The sequence below is a fragment of the Kribbella sp. VKM Ac-2566 genome, from assembly GCF_004366005.1.
Lineage (GTDB): Bacteria > Actinomycetota > Actinomycetes > Propionibacteriales > Kribbellaceae > Kribbella > Kribbella pratensis.
The window spans coordinates 183,588-204,977 of sequence record NZ_SODT01000001.1; the positions used below are offsets into that span (position 1 = coordinate 183,588).

The following is a 21,390-nucleotide window of genomic DNA, read 5'->3' on the forward strand; positions in this document are numbered from 1 at the left end:
TCCCCTGGGTACGACGAAGCAGGACGCCCCAGTGCAAGCGGAGTACGACGCGCCCTGGGTCGGGACGGTGGGCTCACGGGCCGTTACGCTCCGAGGGGTGAGGATGCGGGCCGTACTGCGTGGCGTCGTGCTCGTGGTGACTGTCTCGCTCGCGCTCGTACTGCTGCCGATCGCGATCAACGTCGGCACCGGCGGCACCGCACCGGCCTTTCTCGCGCCGTACGTCGGCTGGGTCTGGCCGGCGATCGGGGTGCTCTGGGTCGTCGCGGTGCTGACCGCACTGTTCGAGCTGCGCGACCGCCGCCTGCCGATCATCTCCAACCGCGGTGCCGACCAGCCGCGCAACCGCCCCAACGCCCTTGCCCGCATCGACCGGTACTTCTCCGAACGTCGTGCCGGCTCGCTCGCGGCCCGCACCCGCGTCGCCCTGGCCCTCGACGAACACCCCGGCGTCGTGGTCCGCCCGTACGACCTGTTCGTCCAGCCGCTCGACAGCGCACCGCGGCGCGTACCGAACGAGGCGGACATCGCAGGTGTCTTCGACGAGCTCCAGGACTCGATGCTGATCCTCGGCGCACCTGGTGCCGGCAAGACCACCCTGCTCCTCGACCTTGCCCGGAACCTCGCCAAGAAAGCACATGTCGACAAGGACCAGCCCCTCCCTGTCGTGGTCGACCTGGCCGGCTGGACCGCACAGTCGTCGTACAAGAACGACGACGACCCGAGTGACAGCCCACTGGTCGCCGGCTTCGTCCGCTGGCTGTTGTACGAGCTGGACGACCGCTACGGAATCCCGCCCGCTGTCGGACGCACCTGGCTGAGCAACGGCGAGCTGACCCTTCTGCTCGACGGACTGGACGAGATCGCCGAACCGAGCCGTGCCAAGCTCGCACCGGTCCTGGAGGAGCTCCGGCGCAACTACCGGATCGGCCAGCTCGCAGTCACGTGCCGAACGAACGACTACGAACGCCTCCCCCACAAGCTCCGGCTGTTCGGCGCCGTACACATCAGACCGCTCACGAGAGAACAGGTCCTCGACTACTTCACCACCGTCGGGCCGGCGCTCGACGGTGCGCGCGCTGCGATCGAGCAGGACGACGCACTCTGGGAGCTGGTCAATTCGCCGCTCATGCTCAACGTGATGGTCCTGGCGTACCAGGGGCGAGCGCCGGAGGAGGTGAACGCCCGCGGCGTCGCAGACCTACGCCGTGAACTCTTCGACACCTACATCTGCGAAGTCCTCGCCCGAAACCGCCAGACCGCGAGACAGTACGACGCGAAGACCGCCGTACGGCGCCTGTGGTGTCTGGCCTGGTGGACTCGACGCCGTGCCGGTGACCGGACCGCCGTACCGCGGTGGATGATGCCTGACGGGTGGTACGGGCTGTCGCTGCCGGGTGTGGACTACCTGACGCACGCGGTGTGCCTGCCCGCACTGTTCGCTGCCCTGACTGCCGGCGTGACGCTGGTGATGCTCGCGCAGTACGGCGTACTCGCCGGACTGGCTGTGGCCGGTGCTGCGCTGCTACTCGTCCACCTCCTGCCGCACCCCTGGCAGAAACACGAGGGGAACGGGCCGGACCGAGTACCGCTCTTCGCCCTCATCTTGTTCGCAGGTACGGCGATTACTGTCGCGGTGACTGTTGCCGCGCTCGGGCTGGTCGAGCTGCTCACCGCCAAGCCCGCACTCGTCGTCGAGGGCGCTGTGATCGCTGGATCCTACGTAGTCGAGCTGATCGTGTTCCACGACAACCGGCGGCGGCTGCTCCTCGGCGTACGGCTGGCTGTGGTTGTGGCGGCGAGCTGGATCACCCTGAGCCTCGGCGACCCCACAGCGTTCGCCTGTGGGGTGGCAATCGGCCTCCTTATTGCTCACGCGATCAGGATGCTGAAGTCGCTGCCGACGGACCACCTCCCCACCACAGCCGACAAGGGGTGGCGGATGGACCCATGGGTCGCTGGCGGAGCCGTTGCCGCGTTCCTGGTTGCACTGGTCCTGGGAGCGGACTTTGCGTCGCCGCAACTGGAAGCGGTCGCTGGCATCGTGGTCGGCACGGTCGCGGCGAAGGCCTGGCGGCGTCGTCCACCCGTCCTGGCCGGCCCGCTGTCCCGGCTGCTGCACGACTCGCTCCTCCGCTGGAGCGGGTACCTGCCGTGGCACCGCCGAGCCTTCTTGCAGTACGCCGCGGACCGCCACGTACTGGCTCGCACCGGGCGTGCGCAGTACTCGTTCATCCACCTCCTCGTCCGCGACCACCTGGCCGAATGCACACCGGACGAACTCGCGGCAAAGGTCGACCGTCGCATCGGAGAACGCGCTGCCCGCACTCAAGCCGGTTCGTTCAGGGCATAGCTTGGTGCTGCTGGTTGAGCCGGCTCAACCGCGCGGAACAGCGGCTGCCGGCAGCACCGCCCACCACCGCGCTCACCAACGTGACGAGCAGAATCGCGGCGAGTCCGACCAGCGCCGCCGCCATACGATCGGTCTCGGCGATCGGTAGGGACGTCCAGTCGATCCTTGCGACGAGGTCGTATTCGCGGTCGGCGATGTACCCCAGACCGACGATCAGGGCGGTGGCGCACCAACTGAGCAGCCACACGTCCAGGCCTTGCCGTCCACCATGCGCCGGCACCATCCGTCCCCCGGCGTAGCCGCCGGAGAACGCACCGATTCCCAGCGACACAACGACGACGATCCAAGCGGTGACATAGACCCATTCCCAGCCGGCAAGCCTTTCCCAGCCGATCAGGGTGCCGGCAGCACCGACCGACGCCAGCAGCAGTACGACGATGCCGCCGGCAACCAGCCAGCCGAAGAAGGCGACGCCGAACGACACGCCCTCGTCCGCTCGCCACTGGTCGACGACGCCTTGATCAGCATCGTCCTCATCGTTGTCAGGGTCGGGATCGCGCTCCGCGCGCTCGTAGCCCGCCTGTAACAACTCGTCCAGTCCGACCTCGAGGACCTTGGGTTCCCGGTGGACCGCGCCCCGTTGACGCATCATGGTCACTCCCTGACAAGACCGCCGTACGACGGTGTGCTGCCAGCTACTTCAGCCGCATTCCGCGGCGCTTCCGCTGTATCTCCCGGTACCCGCGACGAATCGCGGTCAGCCGCCGTTCAAGCTGGTTCGTTCAGGGTGCAGCCGATCAGGGTGCTGCACAGGGCCAGTGCGATCAGTGTGCTGAGGGCGAGGCGCAGAGAGGTGTGCTCGGCGATGGTGCCTAGGACCGGGGTCGCGACGCCGCCGATGCTGACGGCGAGGCCGAGGGTCATGCCGCCCGCCGTGCCGACGCGGCTGGGGAGGAAGTCCTGGCCGAGGGTCACATGCAGCGAGAAGGGGACCGACATCGCGATCGCGGCCGCCGCGAGGAAGCCGAAGAACGCCGGCCCGGGGACGAATACCAGGGAGGCGATCGCAGGTACGGCGACGGCGTACGACGTCCGTAGGGTGCGGACTCGTCCGTAGCGGGTGGCGAGGCGGCCGCCGAGGAGCGTGCCGAGTGCGCCCGCTGCGAAGAGGACGAACAAGGCGATCCCGCCGGTCGTCGTACCGCCGCCGACCCGCTGCCCGGCGTACAGCGCGATGAAGGTACCGAGGCCGACGAACACGATCGACCGGCAGATCATGATCAGCGACAACCGCAGGAACGACGGCCAGTCGTCCGTCCCTCCACCGCCGCCGCGGGCGATCACCACGTGAGCGCGCGAGCGGACCGCCCAGGTGGTGATCGCGGCACCGAAGAGCGCGGGTACGACGAGCAGTGGCGTCATCGACAACCCGCCCGCGGCGACGATCGGTGTGACCAGGACCGGCGCCAGCGCGAACCCGACGTTCCCGCCGACCGAGAACCAGCTCATCCCGACGTGACTGCCGCCGCTCACGACGCGGGCCATCCGGGCGGCCTCCGGGTGGTACGCCGCGACGCCGAGCCCGGACAGCGCGGCCGCCAACCACGTGAGCCCGTAGGTCTGTCCGACGCCGATGAGGGCGATGCCGAGTCCGGCGGTGGTCATCGCGACCGGGATCAGCCAGGTGAGCGGGCGGCGATCGGTCAGTACGCCGAACACGGGCTGGACGACCGAGGAGAGCAGTGTCGCGGCGAGCGTGATGCCGGACACCGCGACGTACCCGAGGCCGCGCTCGGCGACCAGGAACGGTACGAGCGCCGGCACGCAGCCCTGGTAGATGTCCACGCACGCGTGGCCGGTGGCCATCAGTCCGATCGGTCGGAGTCTCCGCACCACTCGATCGTCACGGCTCGGCAGCCTGTCCGGCTTCCGATAAAATGCCAATTCATGCCGGAAGCCCGCCAACGTCCCGCGAGCACCGGCCACCAGCCGATCCAGGCCGGTGGCGGCATCGACCCGCACTGGCACGACCGGAACCAGATCGTGTACGCCGGTCGCGGGGTCCTGTCCGTCACCACCGACGCCGGCAGCTGGGTAGCCCCCGGGACCAGAGCCATCTGGATCCCAGCAGGCACCCTCCACCAACACCGCGCGTACGGCGAGACAACACTCCACACGGTGGGCCTGGAGGAGAACCCACTAGATCTGGACGCCCCGTCAGCCCTGGTAGTAAGCCCCCTCCTCCGAGAGCTGATCCTGGCCTACACAGATCCCGCAGAGAACCAACCTGATGAGACGCAGCGCCTGCGTGCAGTACTGCTGGACCAGTTGCGGCGTTCGCCTCAGCGGCCCACCTATCTACCCACACCACGTGACGCCAGGCTCGCGGCAGCCTGTGACGTATTGCGGGAGGATCCTGCGGACGCCAGAACCCTGACGGAGTTGGGGCGAGCGGTCGGGGCGAGTGAGCGGACCCTGAGCCGGCTGTGCAAGGTCGAGCTCGGTATGACGTTCCCGCAGTGGCGGACTCAGCTCAGGTTGCACGAGGCGTTGAGGTTGCTGGCAGAGGGGAACTCTGTAACTCAGGTAGCGCACGCATGCGGCTGGGCGTCGACCAGTGCGTTCATTGACACGTTTCGGCGCGCGTTCGGTCACACACCCGGCTCACGCAGGGCCTGATCGAGAATGCGGCTCCACTGGCGGACAATGCCGCGCCGGCGCGCACTGTCGTCCGTGAGCAGGTCAGCCAGCCCAAGACCGCGCGCCATGTCCAACACCCCCTGCACGGTCTCCCTCACCCCAGGAGTCCGCTCACTGATGTCCAGCACCTCGAGCAGCGCCCGGTGCGCCTGCCGACCCACATGTGACTCCAGCCGCACGATCTGCTGCCGCAACGCCTCCTCTGTCGACGCCGCCACCCATAGGTGTAGTGCGGCGCGAAAGAGAGGCCCGGTGTACACGTCCGCCAGCATTCCCACGATCGCCTCAGTGCGCCCACCTCCGCTCGGCAGCGCTGCGGCCTGCGCGCGGATCTCCGCCAACCGCACCTCGGTCATGTACTCGACCGCCGCCGCGAACAGATCCGCCCGCGTCGGGAAGTGATGCTGCGCCGCACCCCGCGACACCCCGGCCCGGGCCGCGACGACCGACACCGTCGTCGCGGCGTACCCGACCTCGGCCAGCGACTCGACCGAGGCCTCCAGCAGCCGCTGCCGCGTCGCCCGCGACCGGTCCTGCTGGGGTGCTTTCAGAACCTCACTCACGCGCAGCCTCACGCGCCCGCAGCTCCCGCCGCAGGATCTTCCCCGACGCAGCCTTCGGTACGGCGTCGATGAACTCCACCTGCCGGATCTTCTTGTACGGCGCCACCCGCGCGGCGACGTACTCCATGACATCGTCCGCCGTCAGCGAAGCCCCCGGCATCGGCACCACGAACGCCTTCGGTACTTCGTTGCCGTCCGCATCGATCCCGATGACCGCCGCGTCCGCGATCCGGTCGTCGGTGAGCAGCACGGCCTCCAGTTCGGCGGGCGGCACCTGGTACCCGTGGTACTTGATCAGCTCCTTCACCCGGTCCACGACGTACAGGTAGCCGCGCGCGTCCATCCGCCCGATGTCGCCGGTGTGCAGCCAGCCGTCCGCGTCGATCGTCGCGTCCGTCTCCGCCTGCCGCCCGAGGTACCCCTTCATCACCTGCGGCCCGCGGATCCAGATCTCGCCCTCGTCGGCGTCGTTGCCATCGGCACCGACCAGCCGCATCTCGGTCGACGGGAACAGCTTCCCGACCGCACCTGGCGGCGGCTCCCGGTCGTCCTGCGGTACGGCGTGTGTGCCCGGCGACAACTCCGTCATCCCGTAGGCCTGCAGTACGGCGTGCAACCCGAGCCGCTTCGCACATGCCTCGGCCAGCTCGCCGTCGAGCGGAGCAGCGGCCGAGGTCACGTACTTGAGCCGCGACAGGTCCACCCCGTCGACGGCCGGATGTTTCGCCAACGCCAGGACGATCGGCGGCGCGACGAACGCCCGCGTGATCCGCTGCTCGTCCAGCGTGGTCAGGAACTGCTGCAGGTCGAACTTCGGCAGTACGACGACCGTCGCGCCGAGTCGCAGCGGCAGGTTCATCAACACCGACAGCCCGTAGATGTGGAAGAACGGCAGGATCGCGATGATCCGCTCCTCCTGGCCCAGCCGGATCATCACCTCCGCCTGGGAGATGTTCGTCGCGATGTTCCGGTGCGTCAGCATCACGCCCTTGGCGGCGCCGGTCGTTCCGCTCGAGTAGGGCAGTACTGCGACGTCCACAGCTGGATCGATCGTCACCACCGGCTCCGGACCCGTGGACGCGAACAGCTCCTGCACCGAGCGGTACCCCTCGGCCCGGTCGCAGACGAAGATCTGCTCGACCCCGGTGCCCTCGATCGCCGCGGTCGCGGTCGGCAGGAAGAGCGAAATCGTCACCAGCAACTTCGCCTTCGAGTCGATCAACTGCTTGTGCAGCTCGTCCGCGGTGTAGAGCGCGTTCACCGTGGTCACGGTCGCGCCGGCGCGGGTGGCGCCATAGAACACGACGGGGTACAGGATCGTGTTGGGGCTGTAGAGCGCGATCACGTCACCGTGCCGGATGCCGAGCTCGGCCAGTCCGGCCGCGACCCGCCGGGTCAGGTGGTCCAGCTGGGCGTAGCTCAGCTCTTTACCGGTAACACCGTCGACCATCGCCGGCCGGTCGCCGTACTCCTGCGCTCTGCCGAGGACGGCGTCGTGGATCGGTACGTCGAGCACCTCGACAGGCGGGAACTCACTGGTGATGATCATTGCCCCACTCCTCCTAGTACGACTTGGGCAGCCCGAGGCTGTGCTGGGCGACGAAGTTCAGGATCATCTCCCGGCTGACCGGCGCGATCCGGGTCGCCCGGGCCGCGGCGACGAGCGACGCCACGCCGTACTCGACCGTCATACCGTTCCCACCGAGCGATTGCACTGCCTGATCGGTGGCTCGTACGGCGACCTCGCCGGCGGCGTACTTCGCCATGTTCGCGGTCTCACCCGCTGCGAGATCCTCGCCCGCGTCGTACAGCGCCGCGGCCTTCTGCATCATCAGCCGGGCCAGCTCGAGCTCGATCTTGATCTGGGCAAGCGGATGCGCGAGACCCTGATGCGCGCCGATCGGAGCCTTCCAGACCTGCCGTTCCTTGACGTACGCCGTTGCCTTGTCGAGGGCGTGCCGCGCGATCCCGATCGCGAACGCGGACGCCATGATCCGCTCCGGGTTGAGGCCGGCGAACAACTGCATCAGCGCCGCGTCCTCGGAACCGACGAGCGCCTCACGCGGCAGCTGTACGTCGTCCAGGAACAACGCGTACTGCTTGTCCGGGCTGATCAGGTCCATCTCGATCTGCCGGAACTCCACGCCCGGCGCGTCGATCGGGACGATGAAGAGCGCCGGCTTGAGCTTCCCGGTCTTCGCGTCCTCGGTGCGGCCGACGACCAGGATCGCCTCGGCGACGTCGAGTCCGGAGATGAAAACCTTGCGCCCGGTCAGCGACCAGCCGTCCTCGGTACGGCGGGCCGTGGTGATGATCTGGTGCGAGTTCGAGCCGGCGTCGGGTTCGGTGATCGCGAACGCCATGATCGTCGTGCCGTCGGCGAGACCTGGGAGCCAGTGCTGTTTCTGCTCGTCGGTGCCGAACCGGGAGATCACGGTGCCGCAGATCGACGGCGACACGACCATCATCAGCAGCGGGCAGCCGGCCGCACCGAGTTCCTCGAGGACGATCGAGAGGTCGGCCATTCCGCCGCCTCCGCCGCCGTACTGCTCGGGGAGGTTCACGCCGAGGAACCCGAGTTTGCCCGCCTCCAGCCACAGCTCGGTGGTGTGACCGCCGGTCCGAGCTTGCTGGTTGAACCACTTGTAGCCGTACTTCTTCCCGAGCTCGCCGACGACTTTCCGCAGCTCCCGGCGCTCTTCGGACTCAATGAAGCTCATGCGTCCTCCCCAACCACGGCCAGTACGGCGCCGACCTCGACCTGTTGTCCTGCTTCCACCTTCAACTCACCGACGACCCCGTCTGCCGGGGCGGCGATCGTGTGCTCCATCTTCATCGCTTCCAGCCACAGCAGCGGCTGTCCTTGTTTCACCACGTCACCGACCGCGACGCCGACCCGGATCACGGTCCCGGGCATTGGCGCCACCAACGACCCGGCCGCGACCTGGTCAGCCGGATCCACGAACCGTTCCACCGGATGCAGCGCGACACTGCCGAGCGACGAGTCCACACACGTGATCCCGTCGTACGCCGCCACGGCGAAGGACCGCCGCACGCCGTCGACCTCCAGCACCACCCGCTCGGGGCTGCTGTCCAGAAGCGTGATGTTGCCGTCGGCAATCAGGCCGTCACGGCTGTGTCGGTAGGCAACCTCGTGCACCACGTCGCCCACGCGGTAGCTCTTGCGCTGCGGCTGCGACGCCAGGTTCCGCCACCCGCTCGGCACCCGCACCGGAGCCGCCCGCCCGGCCGCATCCGCCAACGCGGCAGCCAACGCCGACACCCGCACCACCGCGTCGTCAGGCCCCGCTCCCACCCCGTGCTTGTCGAAGAACGCGGTATCGGTGTCGCCCGCGAGGAACGCCGGGTGCCGGAGGATCCACGCCAGCAAGTCGCGGTTCGTCCCCACCCCGTGGATCGTCGCGCGTTCCAGTACGCCGGCGAGTCGTCGCGCGACTGCGGCCCGATCGGACCCGTACGCGATGACCTTGGCCAGCATCGGGTCGTAGTACGGCGAGACCTCCGACCCGTCCTCCACCCCCGAATCCACGCGGACCTTGAGGGGAAACTTTTCGCCACCAGGAGCAACTTTGTTTCCCCGCTGCGGGTCGTCGCCGATGGCGAAGCGGTGGAGGTGGCCGGTTTGCGGGCGCCAGTCGTTGAGCGGATCCTCGGCGTACAGCCGCACCTCGATCGCATGCCCGACCGTCGGATGTGGTTCGGGCGTGAGGCGATCGCCCGCAGCGACGGCGAACTGTAGTGCGACGAGGTCCAGGCCCGTCGTCTCCTCCGTCACCGGGTGCTCCACCTGGAGGCGGGTGTTCATCTCCAGGAAGTAGAAGTTCCCGTCCTCGTCCGCGAGGAACTCGACCGTCCCGGCGCCGACGTAGTTGATCGCCGCCGCTGCCTTCCGTGCCGCGTCGAACAGGTCCGCCCGCATCGACGGGATCCGTTCGACGAGCGGCGACGGGGCCTCCTCGACCACCTTCTGATGGCGGCGCTGGATCGAGCACTCGCGTTCGCCGACCGCCCAGATCGTGCCGTGCCGGTCGGCCATCACCTGCACCTCGATGTGCCGCCCGGTCGCCAGGTACCGCTCGCAGAACACGGTCCCGTCGCCGAACGCCGACAACGCCTCCGCCGACGCCGCGTCGATCTCGGCGGCAAGATCCTCCAGCCGCGACACCACCCGCATCCCGCGCCCACCACCGCCGGCCGACGCCTTCACCAGCACGGGGAGATCGTCCGTCGACACCTCGGCCGGAGTCAGCTCGGCAAGGACCGGCACCCCGGCCGCTGCCATCAGCTTCTTCGCCTCGATCTTCGACCCCATCGACGAGATCGCATCCACCGGCGGCCCGATCCACGTCAGCCCCGCGTCGATCACCGCCTGCGCGAACGCCGCGTTCTCCGACAGGAATCCGTACCCCGGATGTACGGCGTCCGCGCCGGCCCGCCGCGCCGCGTCGATGATCAGGTCGGACCGCAGGTAGGTCTCGCCCGGGGTGTTCCCGGGCAGATGTACGGCGGTGTCCGCCTCGTCGACGAACGGCATCCGGGCATCGGCGCTCGAGTACACCGCGACCGTCGACAGGCCGAGCGACCGGCCGGTGCGGAAGATGCGCCGGGCGATCTCGCCGCGGTTGGCCACCAGGACCGAAGTGATCATGCGCGTCACATCCTGAAGACGCCGAAGGACGACGTACCTTCGACCGGGGCGGAGTGGATGGCGGACAGGCAGATGCCGAGGACGGTCCGGGTGTCACGGGGATCGATCACGCCGTCGTCGTACAGGCGGCCGGACAGGAACATCGGCAGCGATTCCGCCTCGATCTGTCCCTCGACGTACGCACGCATCTGCTGGTCGGCCTGCTCGTCGTACGGCTGCCCCTTCGCGTCGGCCGCCGCCCGCGCGACGATCGACAGTACGCCGGCCAACTGCTGCGGACCCATCACCGCCGACTTCGCCGACGGCCATGCGAACAGGAACCGCGGATCGAACGCCCGTCCGCACATCCCGTAGTGCCCCGCACCGTACGACGCTCCCATCAGGATCGAAAGGTGCGGCACGCGAGAGTTGGAGACCGCGTTGATCATCTGCGCGCCGTGCTTGATGATCCCGCCCTGCTCGTACTCCTGCCCGACCATGTAGCCGGTCGTGTTGTGCAGGAAGATCAACGGTGTGTTCGCACGGTTCGCGAGCTGGATGAACTGCGCCGCCTTCTGCGACTCCTCGCTGAACAGCACCCCGCGCGCGTTCGCGAGGATCCCCACCGGGTACCCGTGCACCGACGCCCACCCGGTCGCCAGCGACGACCCGTACAGCGGCTTGAACTCGTCGAACACCGACCCGTCCACCACGCGAGCGACCACGTCCCGCGGATCGAACGGGATCTTCAGGTCGCCCGGCACGATGTCCAGCAGGTCGTCCGCGGCAAGCAGCGGTTCGTCGTACGCCGGCTTGGGGGCCGGACCCTGTTTGCGCCAGTTCAGGCGCGACACGATCTGCCGCCCGAGCCGGATCGCGTCCGGCTCGTCCACCGCGAAGTAGTCGGCCAGACCGGACTTCCGCGCGTGCATCGACGCGCCGCCGAGCGATTCGTCGTCCGCGTCCTCACCGGTCGCCATCTTCACCAGCGGCGGCCCGGCCAGGAAGACCTTCGCGCCGCCGTCGACCATCACCACGTAGTCGCTCATGCCGGGGATGTACGCGCCGCCCGCGGTCGAGTTGCCGAACACGAGCGCGATCGTCGGGATCCCCTCGGCCGACAACCGGGTCAGGTTCCGGAACATCGCGCCGCCGGGGATGAAGATCTCCTTCTGGGTCGGCAGGTCCGCGCCGCCGGACTCGACCAGGCTGATCACCGGCAGCCGGTTCGCCCGGGCGATCTCGTCGGCCCGCAACGCCTTCTTCAAGGTCCACGGGTTGCTCGCACCGCCCTTGACCGTGGGGTCGTTCGCGGTGATCAGGCACTCGACGCCCTCGACCACACCGATCCCCGTCACCAGGCTGGCGCCGACGGTGAAGTCCGAACCCCAGCCGGCCAGCGGCGACAGTTCGAGGAAGTATGAGTCCGGGTCCAGCAACAGCTCGATCCGCTCCCGCACCAGCAACTTGCCCCGCTTGTGATGCCGCTCGACGTACTTCGGCCCGCCGCCGGCGAGCGCCTTCGCATGCTCGGCGTCGAGCGCGGCAAGCTTCTCCAGCATCGCCTCACGGTTACTCATGTAGTGAACCCCAGTCGTTTGGAGGCAAGGCCGGTCAGGATTTCGGTGGTGCCGCCGCCGATGGCGAGGATCTTCTGGTCGCGGTACTGGCGTTCCACCTCGGCCTCCCGCATGTACCCGAGACCGCCGTGCAACTGCAGCGCCTGGTCGCACACCCACTGCCCCGCTTCGACCGCGGTGTTCTTGGCGAAACAGGTCTCGGCGATCACGTCTTCGCCTCGGATCGCTCGCTCCGCCACCGAGTGCACGTAGACCCGCGCCACGGAGATCCGCCGCGCCATCTCGGTCAGCGTGTGCTGCACGCTCTGCCGCGAAATCAACGGCCGCCCGAACGTGTCCCGCTGACGGCACCACTCGACCGTCAGATCGAGCGCCCGCTGCGCACCGGCGTACGCCTGCACCGCCAACGTCAGCCGCTCGGCCACGAAGTTCACCGCGAGCTGCACGAAACCGGAGTCCTGCGCCCCCACCAGGTTCTCGACCGGCACGCGAACATCGGTGAACGACAGCTCAGCCGTGTCCGAGCAGAGCCACCCCATCTTCTCCAGCTTCCGCGACACCGCGAACCCCGGCGTACCACGCTCGATCACCAGCAAGCTGATCCCGTGCGCCCCAGCCTCACCAGTACGAACAGCCGTCGTCACGAAGTCAGCGCGACAACCTGACGTGATGTACGTCTTCGCGCCGTTGACGACGAACACGTCACCCTCGCGACGCGCCGTCGTACGAATCGACGCCACATCGGACCCACCACCAGGCTCCGTGATCGCCAGTGCACCGATCAGCTCACCGTCCAGGGTCGGGCGAACCCACCGCTCGATGTGCCTCTCGTTGCCGCCAGCAATGATGTGTGGAAGTGCGATGCCGCAGGTCAGCAGCGACGCGACCAGCCCGCCGGACCCGCCCGCATAGTGCATCTCCTCAACTGCCCCGAGCGCATCGAGCAACGACCCGCCCCCACCACCGACCGCCTCAGGGAATCCGACGCCCAGCAACCCCAGCGCGCCCGCCTTCTTGTGCAGCTCCCGCGGCAGCTCGCCGTCCCGCTCCCACTGATCCAGATGCGGCAACACCTCAGCCGCCATGAACCGCCGTACCGACTCCCGGAAGGCGTTCACAACAGCACTTCCGGTACGTCGACGTACCGCGACCGGAGCCATTCGCCGAGGGCCTTTGCCTGGGGATCGAACCGTGCCTGCGCCGCGACGCCCTCACCCAGCAGACCCTCGACGACGAAGTTCATCGCCCACAGGTTCGGCAGCAGGTACCGCGTGACGATCAGCGGCTGCGTCTCCGGGAGGAGCACTTGGAAGAGCTCGACGGTGAGGGTGTGCGCGAGCCAGCGCCATACCTTCTCGTCGCGAGCCCACACGCCGACGTTCGCGTCGCCGCCCTTGTCGCCCGAGCGGGCGCCGGCGATCCGGCCGAGCGGTACCTCGCGGGTCCGCGGCGGTCCGCTCGAGAGCTGCAGCAGCGGCATCGGCGCCTCGATGTCGTCGACGGGCCGCAGCGGCTGCGTCTCCACCGCAGGTTCAATCGTGCGACGGGAGCCGTCCGGCAGTACGACGACGTGCTCCACCTCGTGGATGTCGACGTACCCAGCACGGAAGACGCCGTACGGCGAACTGTCGCCGGGCGGCGCGGTGACGTGGAATCCGGGGTAGCTCGCGAGCGCCAGTTCGATCGCGGCGTTGCTGAACGTGCGGCCGACGACCTTCGGATCCGGATCCTTCACCGCGCACCGGAGGAAGACGCTCGCCTCCTCCTCGGACTCGGCGTTCGGCTTCTCCGTCCACGCCAGCGTCCACTTCAGCTCGGCCGGCCGCTTCGGCAACGCCTGCTCAAGTTGCCGCTGCACGAGCTCGGCCTTCTGCTCCAGTTGCAGCCCGGTGAGCACGAAGTCGACCTCGTTGCGGAACCCGCCGACACTGTTCAGCGAGACCTTGTACGTCGGCGGCGGGGCTTCACCGCGGACGCCGGAGATCCTGACGCGGTCGGGACCGTCGTCGTCGAGCTCGATCGAATCGAGGCGCGTGGTGACGTCCGGACCGGCGTACCGGGCGTCGGTGATCTCGTACAGGAGCTGCGCCTTGACCGTGTCGATCGTGACCGCGCCGCCGGTGTTGTCGTGCTTGGTGATCACGCTGCTGCCGTCCGCGTGGATCTCCGCGATCGGGAATCCGGGGCGCCCGAAGTCGCGGATCTCGGTGAAGAACGCGTAGTTCCCGCCGGTCGCCTGGCAGCCGCACTCGATCACATGCCCGGCGACGACGGCTCCGGCGAGTTCGTCGTACTGCGTGCGCTTCCAGCCGTGATGCGCCGCGGCCGGCCCGACGATCACCGAGGCGTCCGTGACCCGACCGGTCACCACCACGTCGGCCCCGGCCTGAAGCGCTTCGGCGATACCCCAGGCGCCCAAGTAGGCATTAGCTGTCAGCGGCTGTCCGAGACCCAACTCATCGGCCCGAGCCAACAGGTCGTCACCTTCGACGTATGCGACCTTCGGATGCAGCCCGAGCTTGTCGGCCAACTGTCCGATCGCCTCCGCAAGCCCGGCCGGGTTCAGCCCACCCGCGTTGCTGACGACCTTCACGCCTCGATCCAGCGCCTCACCAAGGCCCGTCTCGAGCTGCTTCAGGAACGTCTTCGCATAACCCAGTCCTGGGTCTCGCATCCGATCCCGCCCGAGGATGAGCATCGTCAACTCAGCCAGATAGTCGCCCGTCAGCACATCCAACGGCCCGCCGGTCAGCATTTCCTGCACCGCGCTGAACCGGTCCCCGTAGAAGCCGGACGCGTTGCCGATGCGGATCGGCTCAGTCATGTTGTCCTGCCTGACGACCCTTCCCGGGCAGGCCGGCGAAGGCCTGGATGATCCCCAGCCACTCCTCGGCGTCCGCGCCCTCAGCCGTCACGGCCAGGTCGTCGCGGTGCCGGCGTTGCGTGGCGAGCAGGCAGAAGTCGACCGCCGGCGCAGTCACCCGCTGGGCGGCGTCCTCCGGACCCCAGGTCCACACGTCGCCGTCCGGTCCGGTGAGTTCGACGCGGAACGGTTCGGCCGGCGGCTTGCGATCGTTGAGCAGGTACGCGAAGTCGCGCGTGCGCACCGCGAGATGGGCGACGTGCCGCAGACGGTTGCTCGGCTGCCGTTGTACGCCGAGGGCGTCGAACACATCCTGCCCGTGCGCCCACGTCTCCATCAGCCGCGCGGTCGCCATCGAGGTCGGGCTCATCGGCGGTCCGTACCAGAGCACCTTCTCGCCGGCCGGCACCTTCTTCAGCGCCTCGGCGACCTCGGCCCGGGTCTCCCGCCAGTACGTCAGCAGTTGGTCAGGCGGCAGTGTGGCAGTCTCCTCGGCGCCGTCATCGACGTACGTCGTCGGACTCGCGGCTGCTTTCTGCAGTAGCTCCTTGAACGCTTCGGGATCGGTCGCGGCCAGCTGCGTCGCCTCGTCGGTCCAGGCCAGGTGGGCGATCTGGTGCGCGATCGTCCAACCCTCGGCCGGCGTCGGCGTCGACCACTCCCCAGCAGCCAACCCACCGACCAACCGATCCAACTCCGCACTCTCGGCCCACAGATCCGCCAGCACTTCGTCCAGTCGCACGCCGCACTCCCTCACGAGGCACTCGTGCCCCCGAGCGTCCCACGCCCAACAAAAAGAATCAACCGTGCTTGTTTTGGTGAGGTGGACCCCCACGCACGGCCCAACTGCGCCTTTGGCCGCTGAAACCGGCAGCTGCGGAACTTGCGCCTGCGTGGACGTCCACCTGGTCGGGGAGGGTGGGTGACTGACATGTCATGGAGATTGGGTGGGGGAGGCGGGGCGTCAATAAGGTGCGTGGGTGGATATGGGATCGCCGATCAGCACGGTGGTGCCGTCGTTGGATGGGCCGGTGTTGCGGGTGCTGGCTGAGGCCGAGGGTGGTCTGTCGGGGCGGCAGATTCACAAGCTCGCCGGTTCCGGAAGCGTCGCGGGTGTGCGGCTCGTGCTGCAGCGACTGGCGGCGACCGGGCTGGTGCACGTCGACGATCTGGGCAATTCGTTGCTCTATCGCCTCAACCGCAAGCACCTGCTTGCCTCGATCGTCGAGCAGCTCGCGAACCTCCGCAGTACGTTGATCGCCCGGCTCGCCGACGAGATCAGCGGCTGGCGGATCCCGCCGGTGCACACGAGCGTGTACGGCGCGGTCGCCCGCGGTGACGGTGATCTGGACAGTGATGTCGACCTGTTGCTGATCCGTCCTGACCGGCATGACTTCGAGGACGTGGTGTGGGAGGACCAGGTCGGCCGGCTGATGCAGACAGTCGTCGACCTCACCGGGAACCCGGCCCATGTCTTCGAACTGAGCCAGACCGAGTTCTCGGACCACCTGGCCACCGAGGACCCGATCCTCAACGACTGGATGCAGCCGAACATCCGGCTGACCGGTGTTCCGTTGAACGTGCTCCTGAATGACCTCGAGGCAGCCCTTCCCCGGTAACCGGAGCCTGTGGGTACGCTGCCTGTCATCATTGTCAGGACTATCTACCCGGGACCACCCAATGACCCGCATCGCCATCGACGGCGGCCAGTCCGCTCTCCGTCTTCGCGTCCTTCCGTCCCGACGTACCGGCAACGGTCCCGGCTACACGCACGGACCGGACGCCGTCTCCAACCTCCTCGAGGCGATTCGCGCTGCCGCGTCCGAGGCCGAGCTGACCGGACCGGTCGAGGTCGTGGCTCTCGGCCTCACCGGTTACCCACAGGCGCAGGGCGCCGCGGAACGATTCGCGGCCGACGTCGGTGAGGTGCTGAATGCCGACGAAGTACGCCTCACCCAGGACATGGTCACCGCGCACGCCGGCGCGTTGCCGGAAGGGTACGGCGTCGTTGTTGCCGCGGGTACTGGGCTCGTGTGTCTTGCCGTGGATCGCGACGGCACGTGGCGAAAGCTCGACGGGCACGGGTACCTCTTCGGCGACGCCGGGAGTGCCTTTGCGATCGGCCGCGCCGGGCTGGTCGCCGTACAGCGTGCTCGGGACGGCCGTGGTCCGGTGACGAAGCTCGCGGACACTGCTCTCGATCCGGTCGCGCTGTACCGGTCGTCCACGCTGGTCGACGACGTGGCTCGCTTCGCACCCGAGGTACTGCGCTGTGCGGCCGAAGGCGATCCTGTCGCGGTCGAGCTCCTGGTCCAAGCGGCCGGCGACATCGCCGAGACGATCGGCGCCGCGGTCGACCAACTGGCCGGTGAGGGACCCGTCCCGGTCGCCTGTGTCGGCGGTCTCTTCGACGGTGCCGGTGACCAGTTGCTGACACCTGTCCGCGAGGCGCTGCCGTCGCGAGCCAAGCTGACGCCGGCGGCGGGCAACTCGCTCGACGGCGCGGAACGCCTCGCCACCGAACCAGCCGAAACGTATGCCGACCTGATCGTCACACACCGCCGGGCGCGACCTCGATAATTACGGTGTAGGCCGTTATCTTGACCATGCATCGTCCGATCAGTGCCGGTACGACAGCTGGAGACTTCACGTGAACGAACTTCTCCTGGCCGCGACGTCCCTCGACGTCACCCCGCCGCCCGGCCACCGGCTCGACGGGTACGCCGCCCGCGCCGGGCTCTCGACCGGTACCGCGGACCCACTCCGCGCGACCCTGATCTGGTTGTCCACGAAGGACGATCCCGGCGTGTTGTGGCTGACGCTGGACGCGATCGCCGTCGGGAGCGCCCTCTCGTCGGAGCTCGCCGAGGCCGCCGGAGCCGCCGCCGGCATCCCGCCGTCGCATGTCGTGGTGTCCGCGTCGCACACCCACTCCGGGCCGTCCGGCTGGACCGGTGAGATTCATCCCGTCATTCCGGCCGAGCGGGAACGGCCGCTGGTCGACCCGCTGGTCGGTTCCGTACGGGCGGCTGCACTCGAGCGGCACCCGGTGACGGCGAGCTGGCACTCGGTCGAGGTGATCGGCGTCGGTACGAACCGGCATCGTAAGAACGGTCCTCACGACAATACCGCCGGCATCCTCGCGCTGCATGGGCTCGACGGTTCGCTCGACGCGGTGCTGCTGGACTTCGCGTGCCACCCGACGACCTACGGCCCGGAGAACCTGCAGTACTCGGCCGACTGGCCGGGAGCCGCACGCGCCGCTCTCGCTCCCGCTGTGGTCGGCTTCCTGCAAGGGGCTGCGGGCGACGTCAGTCCTCGCTTTACTCGACAGGGTCGCGGTGCCGCGGAGGTCGCCCGCTTGGGCGGTCTGTTGGCTTCACGAGTCCGTGAGGCGCTGGCGACCCCTGGCCTGGAACTACCTCAGTCCGCGCCGAGTATCCGACGTACCACTCTCACCTTGCCGGTGCGGTCCGTCCCACCCGTTGACGAGTCCGAAAAACTCGTGTCCGCCATGGAGAGCCGCGTCAACGCCGAGCACGCCGGCGGCCCGTCAGGCCGCATCTCGCAAACCCGCCTGGAGGGCGCGCGCGGCCAGGCACTGATGGCTGCAGCCAACCTCCCACCGGCGCTGGACCTCCCGGTCAGCACGGTGACAATGGGCGACGTCTGCTGGATCAACCTCCCGGTAGAACTCTTCGCCGTCCACGGTGTCTGCCTGCAGGCCGACAGCACGCACCCCATCACCCGCGTCATCGGCTACACCGACGGCTACTACGGCTACGTAGTAGACCCGTCCGCCGCCGAAGCCGGCACCTACGAAGCCCTCATCACCTTCTTCGACCAACCCACCACCAACACCCTCCTCACCGAAACCGCCACCTTCGTCAACAGCTAGAGCGCGAGCTCTGGCTGTAGCTTCTTGGCCGGCCACACGCGTTGTTTGCGGGCGGCGAGGGTGGAGGCGGCCAGGGCTACTGCGAACCAGGCTGCCAGTGCGAGGAGGTCTCGGCCGAGGGAGGTGCCGGGGCCGCCGTACATGAGGTGGCGGACGCCGTCGATGGCGTAGCTCATCGGGAGAGCGTGGTGGAAGAAGTACAGGGGTTCGGGGATGGTCTGCCACGGGAACGTGCCGCCGGCGCTGACCAGTTGCACGACCATCAGGACCAGACCGAGGAACTTGCCCACGGCCCCGAACCACGCCGACAGTGCGTGCAGGATCGCGACGAAGGTGAACGACGTCAGGATCAGGAAGCCGACGGTCAGCCAAGGGTGAGCGGCGTGAATACCGAGGCCCAGAACCACGGCGACGAAGACGAGCGTGGCCTGGATCGCGCCGAAGAGCGCCGGAGGCAACCAACCGCCGAGTGCGACGCGGAACGGCGACTGCAGTGCGGCGAGCGCGCGCGGTGACAGCGGCCGGACCAGCAGGAACAGGACGTACGCCCCGATCCAGCACGCCAGGCTGAGGAAGAACGGGGCCAGGCCGGCGCCGTAGCTGTCGGCCGTGGCCTGCGAGACGTTCTGCAGCGTGACAGGTGCACCCAGCGTCTCGGCGACCGCCTTGCGCTGGTCGGCGGAAGGGTTCGGGATCTGCTTCACGCCGTTCTGGAGACCGGTGTTCAGCTGCGTCGCTCCGCTCTTCAGCTGACCCACACCGGTCGCAAGGCTGTTCACACCGGTCAGCAACTGCCCTTGCCCAGTCACAGCTTGCTTCTCGCCCGCAGCAAGCTTCTGCGCACCAGTCTGCAACGTGCCCAACCCGGTCTTCAGCTGCCCAGCGCCCGTGCTGAGCTGATGCGCCCCACTGGACGCCTCACTGATTCCACTCGTCAGAGCCGGTGTTGCCTTGGCCAGCGCCGACGCACCGTTCGACACCTTCCGCGCACCGCTCGCGAGCTGGTTGAGCTGCTTGGACGTCGACTGGATCTTGGTGTTCGCCTGTACGACGGGAGCACGCAACTTCGCCGTCTCGAGCAGAATCACCCTGATCTGGTGCTGGCTCAGCCCCTGCTGCTTCAAGCGCGCAGCCAGCTGCGCATCGTACGCCTTGAGATCCTTCACCAATGTGCTGGACGCGGTCGCTACCTGCCGCCCTGTGCTGGCGATCTTCTCGTTGCCATCCGCTACCTGATCCGCTCCGGATGCCAACTGCTTCGTCTGGTTCGGCAGCGATGCAGTCTTCTCCTTCAACGTGCCCAAACCGTTGTCGAGCTTCGCAGCGCCCGTCGCCAGCGAAGACGCACCCTGAGACGCCTGTGCGGTGCCGGTGGCCAACTGTGTCGCTCCTGCTGACAGCTGCTTCTGCGCAGTGTTGAGCTGCGTAGCACCGGACTGCAGCTTCGTGACTCCGGTAGCGGCCGACGTCAGACCGCTCTGAAGCTGGGCAGCACCAGCAGCCGCAGAACCCACCTGCTTGTGGATGGTGTTGTACCCGGCCAGCAGCTGCGAGGCCGCGGTCTCACTCACCTGCGACGCGACAGTCTTCGTCACCTGCGCCACGACCTGGTTGGCGATCGTGTGCGCGATGTAGTTGTTGGCGTCGTTCGTCAGGAGTTCCAGCTCCGCCTGCCGCGGTGTGAAGTCCGCACTCGACGCCAGGTCGGACGAGAACGACTTCGGCAGCACCAGCGCGAACTCGTACGTCCCGTCCGATACGCCTTGCGTCGCGTCCGCGCGCTTCACCTGATGCCAGTCGAAGCTCTTCGACTTCACCAGTTCGTCCGCGACCTGCGGTCCGACGTCGAGCTTCTCGCCGGTCGCAAGCGTCGTACCCTCGTCCTCGACGACGACGGCGGTCGGGATCTTGTTCAGACGCCCGTACGGGTCGTGGTTCGCGTAGAGGTACAGGCCGCCGTACAGCACCGGCACCAGCAGTAGCGCGACCACAGCGAGCTTTGGCAGCCGTCCGGCCGTCAAACGCCGCAACTCACTCAGAGCCATCCGCAGCGCGGTCACGCCTCTATCTCCTGTTCCTGGTCAATCGGGTCTTCTTCGTCGATCGGGGTGACTGGCTCGACGGGAGCCACAGGAGTGACCTGCACCGGGTCCGGCTGATCGGTCTCGCCCATTCGCGCGGCCTTGACGTCCAGCAGCCGTGCTGACGCGTCAGCACACGTGATGATCACGCCGTACCCCTGCGCCGCCAACCCGCGTCCCAGCTCGTACCAGCCATGCGGATCGCCACCGTGTCGATCCGGCATTGTCAGAATGACCACCTGTACGTCGGGACGCGCCACAATGAGCTCCGTGAGCAGTCTGGTCCGTACGGCGACCGGCAGGTGCTCGAACCGCTTGTCGGCGTGCTCTGCGGCGTCATGCTCGTTCAGCCACTCCAGCACGGCCTTACGCCCCGCCTTGCGGCCGGCGATGGCCAGTTCCTCGCCCACGACCGTCTGAACAGGTAGTGCGTCGTCCGGCTCCGTGATGCCGGGCGCGTCGACCACGGCAACGCGTCGTCGCAGCAGGCCCGGGTCGGTCTTGCCGTCGAGCCGGACTCGCCCGGTGTCGGGCTTCAGCCGACCGGACAGGCCCAGCGCCGCAGCGACGTGCCCCGCGCCGGGGTATCCCGTCAGGAGCACCACCTGATGATCCGCGACCGACACCGACGTGGTGTGCAGCATCGGTGCGTGGGGTCCACGCACACTGATTCCGGCGGCCTCGAGCTCCATCCTGCATCCCCG

General features: G+C 68.1%; 17 protein-coding genes. 5 read left to right on the top strand and 12 right to left on the bottom strand.

The features are described 5' to 3' along the window. The first annotated feature begins 103 nt into the window (after positions 1 to 103). Positions 104 to 2,353 carry an NACHT domain-containing NTPase gene (locus EV647_RS00920; protein WP_133997212.1) on the top strand — a complete coding sequence of 750 codons (2,250 nt, stop codon included), beginning with the start codon at positions 104 to 106 and terminating at the stop codon, positions 2,351 to 2,353. Here the strand turns inward: EV647_RS00920 and EV647_RS00925 are convergent. Further along, complete coding sequence (locus tag EV647_RS00925; RefSeq protein ID WP_133996850.1) at positions 2,343 to 3,005, bottom strand: hypothetical protein; 663 nt, start codon at positions 3,003 to 3,005, stop codon at positions 2,343 to 2,345. The genes EV647_RS00920 and EV647_RS00925 overlap by 11 nt on opposite strands. A gap of 116 nt (positions 3,006 to 3,121) precedes the next feature. After that, entirely contained in the window at positions 3,122 to 4,246 is a 1,125-nt protein-coding gene (locus EV647_RS00930; RefSeq protein ID WP_238176954.1) for an MFS transporter, read from the bottom strand. A gap of 54 nt (positions 4,247 to 4,300) precedes the next feature. Between EV647_RS00930 and EV647_RS00935 the strand changes: the two genes are divergently transcribed. Further along, entirely contained in the window at positions 4,301 to 5,032 is a 732-nt protein-coding gene (locus tag EV647_RS00935; RefSeq protein ID WP_133996853.1) for a helix-turn-helix domain-containing protein, read from the top strand. Here EV647_RS00935 and EV647_RS00940 read toward each other — a convergent pair. Genes EV647_RS00940 through EV647_RS00975 form a run of 8 tightly spaced genes read right to left on the bottom strand, consistent with a single transcriptional unit; the run spans position 5,005 to position 15,449 of the window. Then, positions 5,005 to 5,616 (bottom strand): TetR/AcrR family transcriptional regulator, encoded by a 612-nt coding sequence (locus EV647_RS00940; RefSeq protein ID WP_202875992.1) that lies wholly within the window; start codon positions 5,614 to 5,616, stop codon positions 5,005 to 5,007. The two genes, EV647_RS00935 and EV647_RS00940, sit on opposite strands and share 28 nt — an antisense overlap. Continuing rightward, the gene (locus EV647_RS00945) at positions 5,609 to 7,165 is read right to left on the bottom strand and encodes an AMP-binding protein (RefSeq protein ID WP_133996857.1); all 1,557 of its coding nucleotides are present in this window, start codon (positions 7,163 to 7,165) and stop codon (positions 5,609 to 5,611) included. Before EV647_RS00945 ends, EV647_RS00940 begins: the two co-directional genes overlap by 8 nt. A 13-nt stretch (positions 7,166 to 7,178) precedes the next feature. Then, positions 7,179 to 8,336 (bottom strand): acyl-CoA dehydrogenase family protein, encoded by a 1,158-nt coding sequence (locus EV647_RS00950; RefSeq protein ID WP_133996860.1) that lies wholly within the window; start codon positions 8,334 to 8,336, stop codon positions 7,179 to 7,181. Then, complete coding sequence (locus EV647_RS00955; RefSeq protein ID WP_133996864.1) at positions 8,333 to 10,285, bottom strand: biotin carboxylase N-terminal domain-containing protein; 1,953 nt, start codon at positions 10,283 to 10,285, stop codon at positions 8,333 to 8,335. The genes EV647_RS00950 and EV647_RS00955 overlap by 4 nt, the downstream gene beginning before the upstream one ends. 5 nt (positions 10,286 to 10,290) lie before the next feature. Further along, positions 10,291 to 11,844 carry an acyl-CoA carboxylase subunit beta gene (locus EV647_RS00960; protein ID WP_133996867.1) on the bottom strand — a complete coding sequence of 518 codons (1,554 nt, stop codon included), beginning with the start codon at positions 11,842 to 11,844 and terminating at the stop codon, positions 10,291 to 10,293. Further along, positions 11,841 to 12,962, bottom strand: coding sequence for an acyl-CoA dehydrogenase family protein (locus EV647_RS00965; RefSeq protein ID WP_202875993.1), 1,122 nt, complete (start codon positions 12,960 to 12,962; stop codon positions 11,841 to 11,843). Before EV647_RS00965 ends, EV647_RS00960 begins: the two co-directional genes overlap by 4 nt. Beyond that, complete coding sequence (locus tag EV647_RS00970; protein WP_133996874.1) at positions 12,959 to 14,668, bottom strand: acyclic terpene utilization AtuA family protein; 1,710 nt, start codon at positions 14,666 to 14,668, stop codon at positions 12,959 to 12,961. Before EV647_RS00970 ends, EV647_RS00965 begins: the two co-directional genes overlap by 4 nt. After that, complete coding sequence (locus EV647_RS00975; protein ID WP_133996878.1) at positions 14,661 to 15,449, bottom strand: TIGR03084 family metal-binding protein; 789 nt, start codon at positions 15,447 to 15,449, stop codon at positions 14,661 to 14,663. Before EV647_RS00975 ends, EV647_RS00970 begins: the two co-directional genes overlap by 8 nt. A gap of 244 nt (positions 15,450 to 15,693) precedes the next feature. Here EV647_RS00975 and EV647_RS00980 point away from each other — a divergent pair, with 244 nt between their 5' ends. The 3 genes from EV647_RS00980 to EV647_RS00990 all read left to right on the top strand — a co-directional run bounded on the left by EV647_RS00980 (position 15,694) and on the right by EV647_RS00990 (position 18,605). After that, the gene (locus EV647_RS00980; protein WP_238176961.1) at positions 15,694 to 16,326 is read left to right on the top strand and encodes a hypothetical protein; all 633 of its coding nucleotides are present in this window, start codon (positions 15,694 to 15,696) and stop codon (positions 16,324 to 16,326) included. A gap of 61 nt (positions 16,327 to 16,387) precedes the next feature. Next, positions 16,388 to 17,287 carry an N-acetylglucosamine kinase gene (locus EV647_RS00985; RefSeq protein WP_166680173.1) on the top strand — a complete coding sequence of 300 codons (900 nt, stop codon included), beginning with the start codon at positions 16,388 to 16,390 and terminating at the stop codon, positions 17,285 to 17,287. 70 nt (positions 17,288 to 17,357) lie between these two features. After that, positions 17,358 to 18,605, top strand: coding sequence for a hypothetical protein (locus EV647_RS00990; protein WP_133996886.1), 1,248 nt, complete (start codon positions 17,358 to 17,360; stop codon positions 18,603 to 18,605). On the opposite strand, the gene EV647_RS00995 is transcribed toward EV647_RS00990, so the two are convergent. Next, positions 18,602 to 20,665 (bottom strand): YhgE/Pip domain-containing protein, encoded by a 2,064-nt coding sequence (locus tag EV647_RS00995; protein WP_133996889.1) that lies wholly within the window; start codon positions 20,663 to 20,665, stop codon positions 18,602 to 18,604. The genes EV647_RS00990 and EV647_RS00995 overlap by 4 nt on opposite strands. Further along, positions 20,662 to 21,378 (bottom strand): hypothetical protein, encoded by a 717-nt coding sequence (locus tag EV647_RS01000; RefSeq protein ID WP_133996891.1) that lies wholly within the window; start codon positions 21,376 to 21,378, stop codon positions 20,662 to 20,664. The genes EV647_RS00995 and EV647_RS01000 overlap by 4 nt, the downstream gene beginning before the upstream one ends. Between the last annotated feature and the right edge of the window lie 12 nt (positions 21,379 to 21,390).